12 protein-coding genes are annotated in these 13,111 nt (G+C 69.6%); 10 read left to right on the top strand and 2 right to left on the bottom strand.

Going from position 1 to position 13,111, the window contains the following annotated elements; genetic code table 11:
• Positions 1 to 405: 405 nt before the first annotated feature.
• Positions 406 to 1,359: a helix-turn-helix transcriptional regulator gene (locus AC3FMM_RS18040; RefSeq protein ID WP_488687211.1), complete on the bottom strand. Its 954-nt coding sequence runs from the start codon at positions 1,357 to 1,359 to the stop codon at positions 406 to 408.
• A gap of 399 nt (positions 1,360 to 1,758) precedes the next feature.
• Here AC3FMM_RS18040 and AC3FMM_RS18035 point away from each other — a divergent pair, with 399 nt between their 5' ends.
• The 10 genes from AC3FMM_RS18035 (at position 1,759) to AC3FMM_RS17990 (ending at position 12,000) form a co-directional block, all read left to right on the top strand.
• Positions 1,759 to 2,292 (top strand): (2Fe-2S)-binding protein, encoded by a 534-nt coding sequence (locus AC3FMM_RS18035; RefSeq protein WP_115712937.1) that lies wholly within the window; start codon positions 1,759 to 1,761, stop codon positions 2,290 to 2,292.
• A complete protein-coding gene (locus tag AC3FMM_RS18030) occupies positions 2,289 to 3,266 on the top strand; it encodes an FAD binding domain-containing protein (protein ID WP_488687210.1) in 978 nt (325 codons plus the stop codon). The genes AC3FMM_RS18035 and AC3FMM_RS18030 overlap by 4 nt, the downstream gene beginning before the upstream one ends.
• A complete protein-coding gene (locus tag AC3FMM_RS18025; protein ID WP_473704910.1) occupies positions 3,263 to 5,374 on the top strand; it encodes a xanthine dehydrogenase family protein molybdopterin-binding subunit in 2,112 nt (703 codons plus the stop codon). Before AC3FMM_RS18030 ends, AC3FMM_RS18025 begins: the two co-directional genes overlap by 4 nt.
• A gap of 69 nt (positions 5,375 to 5,443) precedes the next feature.
• Complete coding sequence (locus AC3FMM_RS18020; protein WP_116314633.1) at positions 5,444 to 6,373, top strand: LysR family transcriptional regulator; 930 nt, start codon at positions 5,444 to 5,446, stop codon at positions 6,371 to 6,373.
• A 231-nt stretch (positions 6,374 to 6,604) separates the two neighbouring features.
• On the top strand, positions 6,605 to 6,958 hold the full coding sequence (locus tag AC3FMM_RS18015) for a Zn-ribbon domain-containing OB-fold protein (RefSeq protein WP_116314634.1): 354 nt from the start codon (positions 6,605 to 6,607) through the stop codon (positions 6,956 to 6,958).
• Positions 6,959 to 6,987: 29 nt separating this feature from the next.
• Positions 6,988 to 8,133 carry a thiolase family protein gene (locus AC3FMM_RS18010; RefSeq protein ID WP_488687209.1) on the top strand — a complete coding sequence of 382 codons (1,146 nt, stop codon included), beginning with the start codon at positions 6,988 to 6,990 and terminating at the stop codon, positions 8,131 to 8,133.
• Between the two features lies 1 nt (position 8,134).
• A complete protein-coding gene (locus AC3FMM_RS18005; RefSeq protein ID WP_115712931.1) occupies positions 8,135 to 8,899 on the top strand; it encodes an SDR family oxidoreductase in 765 nt (254 codons plus the stop codon).
• A gap of 10 nt (positions 8,900 to 8,909) precedes the next feature.
• Entirely contained in the window at positions 8,910 to 9,713 is an 804-nt protein-coding gene (locus AC3FMM_RS18000; RefSeq protein WP_488687208.1) for an enoyl-CoA hydratase/isomerase family protein, read from the top strand.
• A 32-nt stretch (positions 9,714 to 9,745) separates the two neighbouring features.
• On the top strand, positions 9,746 to 10,729 hold the full coding sequence (locus AC3FMM_RS17995; protein ID WP_115712929.1) for a tripartite tricarboxylate transporter substrate binding protein: 984 nt from the start codon (positions 9,746 to 9,748) through the stop codon (positions 10,727 to 10,729).
• Positions 10,726 to 12,000, top strand: a complete 1,275-nt coding sequence (locus AC3FMM_RS17990; RefSeq protein WP_488687207.1) for a CaiB/BaiF CoA transferase family protein — start codon at positions 10,726 to 10,728, stop codon at positions 11,998 to 12,000. The genes AC3FMM_RS17995 and AC3FMM_RS17990 overlap by 4 nt, the downstream gene beginning before the upstream one ends.
• A 25-nt stretch (positions 12,001 to 12,025) precedes the next feature.
• On the opposite strand, the gene gcvA is transcribed toward AC3FMM_RS17990, so the two are convergent.
• On the bottom strand, positions 12,026 to 12,922 hold the full coding sequence (gene gcvA / locus AC3FMM_RS17985; protein WP_115712927.1) for a transcriptional regulator GcvA: 897 nt from the start codon (positions 12,920 to 12,922) through the stop codon (positions 12,026 to 12,028).
• Between the last annotated feature and the right edge of the window lie 189 nt (positions 12,923 to 13,111).

Raw genomic sequence — 13,111 nt, 5'->3', positions numbered from 1 at the left:
GCCGCACTGCAGCAAGGGCATCATGCGATGCCCGCGGTACGCGCATGCCGCGGCGATGCGCCGGCGGCGCGGCGCGGCACGCTACGCGATGTGGTCTAGCGCAAGCCGAAGAAGCTGAGTACCGCGAGAATGATGACCACGGCTCCAACAAGCCAGACGATATTCATGACAGCTCTCCTTGTCCCAAAGGTCCCGACGCGGCCTCTACCGACGCCTTGTGGCGGGTGGATGGTCGACCCGGTCACATGACTCTCGGGCCAGCGATATACCCATCGCTGTCAGGAACTCCCGCAACATTCGTGCCTTGCGTTGCCGGTGCATCGGGCGGCGCACCAGCGACCGTTGCAGGTGCCAGTACACGCTGCGTGCGCCACGAATCCACGGATTACAAGGAAAGCCAGGGTCTTAATTACAAACGCATGACATGGCGGGCTGCGGCACTTGCAGCTGTGGCGACGCCTCCGCGCCTGGCGTGGTGCCGTACCTGAGCAGTTCGCCGGGAGTGCAGCCGAAATGCCGCTTGAAGCGCCGCCCCAGATGTGACTGGTCGGAGAACCCCACCAGCGTGGCCACCAGCGCCAGCGGATAGTCGCCAGAGCGGATCATCTCGCGCGCGCGCAACAAGCGCACGCGCTCGACATACGCCATCGGCGTTTCACCCATGCTGCGCTTGAACACGCGCGCGAAATGAAAGCGGCTGACATTGGCGAGATCTGCCAGCGCCTGCAGCGTCACCACCTCCGGGGTGCCATGGATATAGTCCAGGACCCTGCTCAGCGCATGAGGATGCAAGCCGCCGGGCGTCGGCGAGGCCCCCGGGTTGCCGACATTGAAGCGATGCACCAGATGGGCGGACAGCGCGCAGGACAGGGACTCGGCAATCAGCAGCTGCGCCGGATGCGCGGTGAGCTGGAGTTCTCGCGCGAGCGTGAAGATCAGGGTTTCGGCAAAGCCGTCGCGCACGCCGAAGCAATTGCGCAGCTGCTGTGCCCCGCGTGGCAGGCGCATGGTGGCATCGGCGGCTTCGTCCAGCAGGGTTGGCGGGACCCGGGCAATGACGATGGAGCCGGGCCGGTCCCAGCTCCAGCTGGACTCGACTTGCCGAGGATGCAGGCTGAGATTGCCGGGAAAGACGATGCTGCGATGGACCTGGCCCAGGCGCCGCTGCTCCAGCGAGGCATGTCCGGCCAGCCGCATCGCCAGCATGTCGTGGTCCAGCTCCGGCGACGACACCGCCCCGCCCGAGCGCCAGTGGTGGACCTGTACGGTGATGCCCGCCCACGGCCGTCCGCGGCTGCTGACATCGGGACTAACCGGCAACTCCGCATCGATAACGCCATGTCTGGTCGACGCTCGCATAGGCACTCAACCTCGCAAGGCCCAGGTCGGTAGCGTCGGGGCCAGGGCCAAGTCCCCGCTGCGCATGGAAGCATATGAAGTTATCGGGGCGAAGTAAACCGGCCTGCACACGCCCGGCGCGTGCCCCGGTCGAAGACGCAAGGATCGTCCACCGCAGCGCAACGTCGTTCTATTTCGATGACCGCCTGTGGCGGTAGCGTTGCGACGACTGCCCGCCAGTCCGAAGTCGCCATGCACCCTCCCGTAATCGCGACGGCCGAACACGCTCACCCTGCTGCAACTTGCAGAATGCGTCGCCCCGGTCGTTGCCGCAGCGGATTCAACGAACGGGTGCAAGCCTGCAGAGCGTCCGTCCCCACCGCTCAAGTCCATTGGGCCCAGCAAAGAGGAATGTCAACCATGTCAAGTCCTGTTCGTACCAACGGCAGCCAGCAACAGCCCGGCGATGCCGGCGGCTCGCCCCGCATGCCGCTGCGCATGACGATCAACGGCACGCCGCATCAGCTAGAAATCGATCCGCGCGAATCCCTGCTTGACGTACTGCGCGAGCGCCTGGACCTCACCGGCGCGAAGAAGGGATGCAACCAGGGCGCATGCGGCGCCTGCACGGTGCTGGTGAACGGGCGCCGCATCAACAGCTGCCTGACCCTGGCCGCGCTGTGCCACGAGGCGCAGGTCCACACCATCGAAGGCCTGTCGGCCCCCGGCGGCGCATTGCATCCGCTGCAGGCCGCGTTCGTCGCGCACGACGGCTTCCAGTGCGGGTTCTGCACCGCCGGCCAGATCATGTCGGGCGTCGCCTGCCTCGACGAGGGCCATGCCGGCTCGGCCGACGAGGTGCGCTTCTGGATGAGCGGCAACATCTGCCGGTGCGGGGCGTACCCGGGCATCGTCGCCGCGATCGCCGAACTCGGGCAAAGGAAGCTGCCATGATTCCCTTCACCCTGCACAAGGCCGGCTCGGAAGCCGAAGCCCTGGCGGCCGCCGCTGCCGGCGCCCGCTTCATCGCCGGCGGCACCACGCTGGTGGACCTGATGCGCGAGCACGTGGAACAGCCCGCGCGCCTGGTGGACATCAACGCGCTGCCGCTGAACCATATCCGCGCGCAAGGCGACGAGCTGGTCATCGGCGCGCTGGCCCGCATGGCCGACGTGGCCGCGCACCCGGACGTGCTGCGGCTGCAGCCGGTGATCGCCGAGGCGCTGATCGAAGGCGCCTCGCCGCAATTGCGCAACATGGCCAGCATCGGCGGCAACCTGCTCCAGCGCGTGCGCTGTCCCTACTTCCGCATGCTCGACGCGGCCTGCAACAAGCGCGCGCCGGGCAGTGGCTGCGCGGCCGTCGACGGCCTGCACTCAGGCCATGCCATCCTGGGCACGAGCGCGCATTGCAGCGCCACGCACCCGTCCGACCTTGCGGTCGCGCTGGTGGCACTGGATGCGGTGGTCCAGGTACGCGGCCCGGACGGCGCGCGCCACATCGCCGTGGAAGACCTGTACCGGCTTCCCGGCACCACGCCGCAACTGGAGCACACCCTGGCACCGGGCGAACTCATCGTCGAGGTCAGGGTTCCGGCGCTCTCGTGCGGGCGCACCGCGCGCTATCTGAAGGTGCGGGACCGGGCCTCCTATGAGTTTGCCCTGGTATCGGCCGCGGCGGCGTTCGAGCTCGGCGACGGCGTGATCCGCGCCGCCCGCCTTGCCTGCGGCGGGGTTGGCACGCGGCCATGGCGCATGCGCGCGGCCGAGCTGGCGCTGCAGGGCAAGCCGCCGACGCGCGCGAGCTTCGAGGCGGCGGCCTTGACCACGATTGCCGACGCCACGGCGCTGCCGGGCAACCGGTACAAGGTGGCCCTGCTGCAACGCACGGTGGTACGGGCCCTCGAACTGGCAGGAGAATGCAAATGAACACCAACCACATCGGCCAGCCGCACGCCCGCGTCGACGGCCGCGCCAAGGTCAGCGGCAGCGCGCAGTACGCCGCCGACTTCAACCAGCCCGGACAGGCCTACGCCGTCATCGTCGGCGCCTCGATCGGACTGGGGCGGCTGACGGAACTCGACACCGAAGCCGCGCAGCGCGTGCCCGGCGTGCTGGCGGTCCTGACCCACCAAAACACGCCAAAGCTGGCTTACGCGCCGCACAAGGGCTTTATCGATCCGGAGCATGGCGAGCGCCTGCACGTGCTGCAGGATGACCGCGTGCGCTTCTATGGCCAGCCCGTGGCCGTGGTCGTGGCACAGGCGCTGGACCAGGCCGAACATGCCGCCACCCTGCTGCGGATCGGCTATACCGCGCAAACCCCGGTCTGCGACCCGCTCGACCCGCGCGCCGAAGCCGTGGTGCCGGAGGCGGGACGCGAGCCGGGGCCGCACGCAGCGGACCGCGTACGCGGCGACCCCGACGCGGCACTTGCCGCCGCGGCCGTCAGCATCGATGCGCATTACGATGCCGCCCGCGAGAACCACGTGCCGATCGAGCCGAACGCCACCATTGCCGCCTGGGAAGGCGAGCGGCTGACGCTCTGGAGCAAGAGCCAGTTCGTGGTCAACGAGCAGGCCGAGATAGCGGCGATCCTGGGCCTCCCGGCCGGGAACGTCCGCGTGGTCTGCCCGTTCATCGGCGGCGCGTTCGGCACCAGCCTGCGCACCTGGCCCCACGTCACGCTCGCGGCGATCGCCGCGCGCGTGGTGGGCAGGCCGGTCAAGCTGGTGCTGTCGCGTCGGCAGACGTTTCATCTGGCGGGGCATCGACCGCGCACGGTACAGCGCGTGGCGCTGTCGTCCACGCCCGACGGACGGCTGACCGCCATCGTGCATGAAGGCAGCGGCGAAACCAGCCGCTACGAGCAGTTCGCCGAGGCGCTGACAGCGGTCACGCCGTTCCTCTATAGCTGTCCCAACGTGCGCACGCGCTACCGGCTGGTGCCGCTGGACATCAGCACTCCCACGTATATGCGCGGCCCGGGCGAGGCCACCGGCATTTTTGCGCTGGAATGCGCGATGGACGAGCTGGCGCACGCGCTCGGGATGGATCCGCTCGAGCTGCGCCGGCGCAATGAGCCCGGGCTTGACGAGGGCCTGCAGTTGCCGTTCTCGAGCCGCTCCATGCTGGCCTGCTACGAGCGCGGCGCCGATGCGTTCGGCTGGTCGCGCCGCACGCTCGCGCCCGGCTCCATGCGCGACGGCCGCCTGCGCATCGGCTGGGGCATGGCGTGCGCGAGCTACCCGGTGTTCCATGGCCAGGCCAGCGCGCGGGTGCGCCTGCTGGCCGACGGCACGGCCGAAGTCGAGGCCGCGGCCAGCGACATGGGGCCCGGCACCTATACCTCGATCACCCAGATCGCCGCGGAAACGCTGATGCTGCCGCTGGAGCGCGTGCGCTTCAGCCTGGGCAACTCTGACTTTCCGCCGACCCCGCCGCATGGGGGCTCGATGACGCTCGCGTCGGTGGGCTCGGCGGTGCGCGCTGCCTGCCTCGCGGCGCTGGACCGGCGCCGCGAGGCAAGCCATGGCAGCGGCATCATCGAGGCCAGCGCCACCGCAGGGCCGGATGCGGCGGTGCGTGGCCGGTTCTCCATGCACGCCTTCGGTGCGGTGTTCGTCGAAGTCGCGATCGATCCCGATGTCGGCACCATCCGGGTCCGGCGGGTGGTTGGCGCCTATGGCGCGGGCCGCATCGTCAACCCGCGGCTGGCCGCCAGCCAGTGCACCGGCGGCATGGTCGGCGGCATCGGCATGGCGCTGATGGAGCGAACCGCGCTGGACCCGCGCGACGGCCGCCCGGTGAACGCGCACATGGCGGACTACCTGGTGCCCGTCAACCTGGATATCCAGGGGCTGGAGGCCCATTTCGTCGACGAGGTCGATCCTCACGTCAACGAACTGGGCGTCAAGGGACTCGGTGAGATCGCGCTGGTGGGGGTCGCCCCGGCCATCGCCAACGCCGTCTTCCACGCCACCGGGAAGCGTGTGCGGGAGCTGCCGATCCGCATCGAGCACCTGGTGGAGCACTAGCGGCCTGACCGCCTGCGTGGCCATGACTGGCGCTATGATGGGTGCATTCCCAACCTCTGGTTGCCAGTCATGGACAAGGCCCGGGTCCTCACCCTCTTTCTCGGCGTGGTGCGCGCCGGCAGCTTCCGGCGTGCCGCGGTCGAGGCCGGCGTCACGCCGCAGGCGGCGAGCAAGGCGGTGCGCACGCTCGAGGCCCACCTGGGCGTGCGCCTGCTGCACCGGACCACGCGCAAGCTCAGCCTGACCGAGGAAGGCGCGCGCCTGTTCGAACTGACCGCCCCCGGCATGCGCCAGCTCGACGAGGCGCTCGAGCAGGTCCGCGCCAGCCGCGGCGACGACGACGGGCTGATCCGCCTGACCGCGCCGCCGTCGCTCGGCAGCCGGGTGCTGGTGCCGCTGGTCAAGGGCTTCCGCGACCAGCACCCCGGCATCGGCTTCGACGTGGTCCTGAGCGACCTCTTCACCGACCTGGTCGAAGCCAGGATCGACGTGGGCTTCCGCGTCGGCACCAGCCCCGGCCAGAACCTGGTGGCGCGGCGCCTGTGCGACCTGCCGCTGGTGATCTGCGCCGCGCCGGAGTACCTGGCGCGGCACGGCGAGCCGGCCACGCTCGACGACCTGCTGCGGCACCAGTGCACCGGCTTCCGCCGCCCTGCCACCGGCCGCATGGTGCCGTGGGAACTGCAGGTGGACGGCAACCTGGTGTACCAGGAGCTGCCGGCCGTGGCCAGCTTCAACGACGTGGAAGCCGAGGTCGAGGCGGTACGCGCCGGCATCGGCATCGGCCAGCTGCCCGCCTACATGGTCCATGCCGACCTGGTCAGCGGACGCCTCAGGGCCATCCTGCCCGGATACAGCAGCAGCCAGGTCGGGCTGTACATGTACTACCCGCACCGCAGCCAGATGCCGGTGCGGGTCCGGCGCTTCATCGACTTCGTGGTGGCGGCCTCGCGCGGCGCGGAACAGTCGTTGTCACGGCTGGTGGGGGTGGTGGACTAAGGCGTCCATCGCCGGCTGGTGCCACCGCGCTCTCAGCCGGCGCCACCACCCGCATAGATCAGCGGCCACAAGCGCCCTCTCCTTCTCCCGGGCCTGACTCCCATTTCCTTCTATCCCCCTGCACGTTGCCTTTCGCTTGACTTTTTCTCAACCGAAAGCGCCTGAAATATCGTTTGTCGCGCGGCCCGCCGGCGACAACCATTACACCAGGCCCAACCGCAGGAGACAGCCATGTCAGACCAGCCCTATCCGCTCTGGAGCGCGGAACCCGTCCCCCATCTGCTTGCCTCGCGCGAGCGCGCCACCGGCGCCTGGACTTTCCCGGCGCTGCCCGCCGACTCGCCGCTGGCCGAGGGCCATGAGGCCGTCGCCATCGCCGGCACGGGCACGCTCTACAGCTATACCGTGATCCACCCCGCGCCCAAGACCGGGCAGCCGCCGTACGCGCTCGGCTATGTCGATTTCGTCGGGCCGGTACGCATCTTCGGTCGCCTGCTGGGCGCCGCGCGCCCGGTCATCGGCGCGCGCTACGCGCCGCGGCATGACGCCGAGCTTGGCTATGTGTTCGAAGCCGTCCCCGCCTGAACGATCGAGAGAAGGAAAAGGTAAGCACCATGCAGGACATCTACATCCACGGCGGCGCAATGACGCCGTTCGGCCGCCATCCTGGCGTGCTGGCGCCGGAACTGGCGCAACAGGCCATCCTGAAGGCACTGGCCGACGCCGACGTGCCGGCCGGCCGCATCCAGGCGGTCTATTGCGCCAACGTGCTGGGCGGCATGATCCTCGGCCAGCTCATCGTGCGCGACCTGGGGCTCAAGGGCATCCCGGTCTACAACGTCGAGAACGCCTGCGCCAGCGGCGCCACTGGCGTGCACCTGGCCCGGCACGCGCTGCTGGCCGGGCAATACGACACGGTGCTGGTGTTCGGCATCGAGCAGCTCACGGCGCTCGGCGGCGGCACCATCCCGTTGCAGCGCAACGACCACAAGACCGAGCTCTATGCCAGGTCCGGCATGGTGCTGCCCGCGGTCTATGCGATGCGCGCCACGCGCTTCCTGTACGAGCGCGACGCCCGGCCGGCCGACCTGGCCGAGGTTGCGGTCAAGAACCGCCACCACGGGTCGCTCAACCCGTACGCGCAGCAGCGCAACACCACCACGGTCGAAGAAGTGCTGGCCTCGCGCATGATCGCCGAGCCGCTGACGCTGCTGCAATGCTGCCCGTCGCAGGTCGATGGCGCCGCCGCGCTGGTGCTAAGCACGCACCGCCCGGCGCAGGCGCGGCCGGTGAAGGTGCTGTCGTCGGTGGTGGTGTCGGGGATGCGCGAAGAGGCCGACGACGACATCCTCGATGCCGAGATCACCGCGCGTGCCGCGCGCCAGGCTTACGTGCAGGCCGGACTGGGGCCGCAGGACGTCGACGTGGTCGAGTTGCACGACGCCTTCACCATCGCCGAGCTGCTCTACTACGAAGCCCTCGGACTGGCGCCGCGCGGCGAGGCCGTGGCCCTGCTCAGGTCCGGCGCCACGCGCCTGGGCGGGCGCGTGCCGGTCAACCCCAGCGGCGGGCTGCTGGCCAAGGGCCATCCGCTCGGCGCCACCGGCGTGGCGCAAATGGTCGAGATCCTGTGGCAGCTGCAGGGCCGCGCCGGCGCACGCCAGGTGGCGGAGGCCCGCATCGGCCTGACGCAATGCACCGGCGGCGGCATCGCGGGCGTGGACCATGCCGCCTCTTCCGTACACCTGCTGGGAGTCTGAGATGCGCACACAAAACTTCAATCCCGCGCACGTGGCGGTGGTGACCGGTGCCGCGCGCGGCATCGGCCTGGGCATCGCCACGCAGCTGGCGCGCCAGGGCCTGGCCGTGGCCCTGCTCGACCGCGACGCGGCCGCGCTCGATGCCGCCGTCGGCGCGCTGGTTGCCGAGGGCTTCGATGCCTTCGGCGCCAGTGCCGACCTGACCGACTCGGCCGCCGTCAACGACGCCTTCGCGCAGGTGCAGGCACGCACTGGCCGCGTCGACTACCTGGTCAACAACGCCGGCGCGGTGCGCGACATGCGCTTCCTGAAGATGAGCGACGAAGACTGGGACCTGGTCGTCGACACCAACCTGCGCTCGCAATTCCTGTGCTGCCGCGCGGCGCTGCCGGGCATGGTCGAGCGCGGCTACGGCCGCGTGGTCAATATCTCGTCGCGCGCCTGGCTGGGCGGCTTCGGGCAGGCCAACTATGCCGCGGCCAAGGGCGGCGTGGTCAGCCTGACGCGTTCGCTGGCGATTGAATTCGCGGCCAAGGGCATCACCGTCAACGCGGTGGCGCCGGGCATTGTCGATACCCCGCTGTTCCGCGGTTTTGCGGCGGACGTGCAGGCCAGGCTGCAGAAATCGGTGCCGGTGCAGCGCATCGGCACCGCCGACGATATCGCCAATGCGGTCAGCTTCTTCCTCGACCCGCGCGCGTCGTATGTGACCGGGCAGGTGCTCTATGTCTGCGGCGGGCGCAGCCTGTCGTCGCCCAGCGTATAAGGAGTCCGCCATGACTGTACGACGCCATCTCGAAGGCGCGGTCGCGGTGCTGACCATCGACCGGCCCGAAGCGCTCAATGCGCTGGACGTTGCCACCCTGCGCGAACTGCGCGACCACCTGGCCGAAGTGCGCGACCGCGACGACCTGCGCGTGGCGGTGCTGACCGGCGCCGGCACGCGCGCCTTCTGCGCGGGCGCGGACCTGAAAGGCACGCGCGAATCGCCTGCCAGCTACGCGCAGGCGCTGTTCCGCGCCCCGGATCCGGCCGCCGAACTGGGACTCTATATTCGCCTGATGGACCTGACCGACCTGGGCCTGTGCAAGCCGCTGATCGCGGCGATCAACGGCCACTGTCTCGGCGCGGGTCTGGAGCTCGCGCTGCAATGCGATGTGCGGATCGCATCGGCACAGGCGAGCTTCGGCCTGCCCGAAACGGCGGTTGGCTCGATCCCGGCGGTCTCGGGACTGCACCGGCTGCTGAAGGCCGTGCCGGCGGCGCATGCGATGCAGATGGTGCTGACCGGCGAGCGGATCGATACGGAACACGCGGCCCGCATCGGGCTGGTCAGCGAGACGGTGGCGCCGGACGTATTGCTCGACCGCGCGCTGGCGATCGCCGCGCGCATCGCCGCCAATGCGCCGCTGGCGGTGCAGGCGGTCAAACGGCTGTCGCGCCAGACCGGCCACCTTGGCGAAGCCGACGCGCAGCAGCTCACCGAGCTCTACTGGGGCGTGCTGCGCGATACCGCCGACCGTACCGAGGGCCGACAGGCTTTCGCCGAGAAACGCCAGCCCCGTTTCAGCGGGCGTTGAGCGTTCGAGAACCCATCGAAAGGAGACAGAACATGACTGGCATGACCCGATTCGCACGCATGGCGCTGGCCGCCATGCTGTCGGCCACGGCGCTGGGCGCGGCGGCGCAGGCGCCCTTCCCCGCGCAGAAGCCGATCACGCTGGTGGTACCGTTCGCCCCGGGCGGCGGCAACGATATCCTGGCGCGGCTGATCGCGCCCAAAATGGGCAAGCTGCTGGGCCAGACCATCGTGATCGAGAACAAGCCGGGCGCCGGCGGTAACCTCGGCACCGATTTCGTCGCTCACGCGGCACCCGATGGCTATACGCTGGTGATCGCCTCTAGCCAGGTCACGATGAACCCCTTTCTCGGCACCAAGGTGCCTTTCAATATCGAGCGCGACTTCGCGCCGGTGGGCCGCATCGCCGCGGTGCCGATCATGCTGGTGGCCAATCCGGAGCAGCCGTTCCGCACCCTGCAGGACTTCATCCAGTACAGCCGCGCCAACCCCGGCAAGCTCAGCTACAGCAGCCCGGGCAACGGCACGCCGCAGCACCTGGCCGGCGAAGTCTTTGCCAAGCTCAATCGCACCGAACTGCTGCACATCCCGTATCGCGGTACGGGGCCATCGATCACCGACCTGATGGGTGGCCAGGTGCAGGTCTCGTTTGCAACCATTGCGTCGGCAATCCAGTATGTGCGCGCCGGCAAGCTGCGCGCGCTGGGCATTGCCGGCAACAAGCGCACGGCGCTGATGCCCGACCTGCCCACCTTTGCCGAGGCCGGCGTAGTCGGCTACGACGCCGAGCTGTGGTACAGCCTGCTGGCGCCGGCGCGCACGCCCGGCGCGGTGGTCGACAAGCTCAACGCCGCGCTGGTCGCCGCGCTGAAGTCCCCCGACATCGCCGAGCAGATGGCCAGGCAAGGCTTCGAGCCGCAGGCCTCGTCGCCGGCCGAGCTGAAGGCCCATATCGGCAAGGACCTGGCGCGCTGGCAGCGGCTGATCCAGGACAACGGCATCAAGGTGGCGCTATGAACGCGCCCGCCCTTGCCGCCACGGCGCAACCCACGCTGCGCAACGCCCTGGACGGCCTGACCGTGATCGACTTCACGCAGATCGGCGCCGGGCCGACCTGCACCATGCTGCTGGCCGACATGGGCGCCAGGGTCATCAAGGTGGAGCCGCCCGGCGGCGAACTCGGCCGCGGCCTGGGCCCCGCATGGATCGGCGACGACAGTGCGCTGTTCCACGGTTTCAACCGCAACAAGCTGGGCGTGGCGCTCGACCTGAAGTCCGCCGACGGCGTGGCGGTGGCGCGCCGCCTGGTCGCGACCGCCGACATCGTGGTCGAGAGCATGCGTCCCGGAGTGATGGCGCGCCTCGGCCTCGATCATGCGCAACTGGCGGCCGACCATCCACGGCTGATCTACTGCTCGATCTCGGCCTACGGCCAGCACGGACCCTATGCGCAGCGCGCCGGCGTCGACGGCATCCTGCAGGCCGATGCCGGCCTGATGAGCCTGACCGGCACGCCCGACGGCGAACCCTGCAAGGTGCAGGCGCCGGTGGTCGACGTCATGACCGGCTATGTGGCCTGCATGGGCGTGCTGGCCAAGCTGGCGCAGCGCGCGCGCGACGGTCTGGGCGGACATCTCGACGTCAGCCTGTTCAATGCGGCGCTGGCGCTGCAGCAGTCGTCCCTGACCAGCTATGGCGCCGACGGGCAGCTGCCGCAGCGCATCGGCAGCGCCGCCCCCTACTCCGCGCCCAACCAGGCCTTCCGGACCGCCGACGGCTGGATCATGGTGGCGGCCTACATGCCCGAGCGCTGGCGCCGGCTGTGCGATGTGCTGGGCCAGCCAGGCCTCGCCGACGACCCGCGCTTTGCCACCCCGGCGCTGCGCGTGGCCAATCGCGCCGCCATGGTGGCAGCGCTGACCGCCGCCTTCGTGAAGCACACCACCGAGTGCTGGCTGGCGTTGCTGCACGAGGCCGACATCCTGTGCGCGCCGGTGGCGAACTACGAGCAGGTCCTGGCGCATCCGCAGGTGGCGGCCAACCGCATGATGCAAAGCGTGCAGCACGACACGCTGGGCGAACTCCGCATGCCGGGCTTCCCCATCAACAGCGCGCAGGAGAACGCGCTGCCGGCACGGCCGGCGCCGGCGCTCGGCCAGCACACCGAGGCCGTGCTGGCCACACTTGGCTACAGCCGCGACGAGATTGCGGCCCTGTCGGCAGCGGGCGCGGTCCACTGCGGCGTGGCGGCGGCGCGAACGCAGGCAGCCCCGCCGGCGACCGCGTAAGCCTGCGCCGTTTCAGCCCTGCGCCTCAACCCTGCGCTTCGAACTGCGCCAGCAGCCACTGCCGGAACACCGCCATGCTCGGGCTCTCCTTGCGCTCCGCCGGCGTCAGCAGGTAGTAGGTGAAATCGCCCATGTCCACGGTCTGGCGGAACGGCGCCACCAGCCGGCCCGCATCGAGGTCGGCCGCCACCAGGAAGCGCTGCGCCATCGCAAAGCCCTGGCCTTCGACCGCCGCCGCATAGGCCATGGCCGAGCTCTGGAAGGTCATGCCGCTGCGCGCGTCGACCGCCTTGTCGGCGCGCGCGGCTTTGAGCCAGTGGCTCCAGTCATCGGGCCGCGCGATCGAATGCAGCAAGGTCTGGTGCTGCAGGTCGGCGGCGCGCTTCACCTTCGGCCCCGCGTCCAGCAGCGCCGGGCTGCACACCGGCACCAGGATGTTCGACACCAGCCGGTAGGCGTTGACGCCGTGCCACCTGCCGTCGCCCAGCCGGATGGCGCCATCGATATCTTCCCTGCGGAAGTCGACCGGATCGAGCGAGGCCGTCAGCAGCACCTCGATGCCGGGATTGGCGGCATGGAAGCTCGACAGGCGCGGGATCAGCCAGCGCATGGCAAAGGTGGTATAGGCGCGCACCTTGAGCTGCCTGCGCCGGGCGCGCTTGCCCAGCCGGCGCGTGGCTTCGCGCAGGTCATCCATCGCCCGGGTCACGGCGCGGTAGTAGTCCTCGCCGGTGCGGGTCAGCGAGATCTGGCGGTGGCCGCGATGCAGCAACTGCACGCCCAGGCCCTGTTCGAGCGCGCGGATCTGCCGGCTGACGGCGCCAGGCGTGACGTGCAGCTCTTCGGCCGCGACGGTGATGCTGAGATGCCGCGCAGCCGCCTCGAAGGCGCGCAACGCGTTCAGTGGGGGCAGTTTGTCCATGCCGGCGAGTCTGCCATACGGTTGAGGTTTGCTCAATCGAGGCGGACGCAAATCCATTGGCAACTCACGGTTGCCATTGAAACGCCATTGTGGTGGCTAGTGTTGCCTGCGTAGTCCGCCTAAATTTGTCTCCGTGGCCCCCGCCATCCGACATCGCAGTCCAACACCACGCAACCGCAAAGGAGATTC

The sequence above is a fragment of the Cupriavidus sp. 207A1 genome, from assembly GCF_057798955.1.
This window is presented reverse-complemented; position numbering and strand designations above follow the sequence as displayed.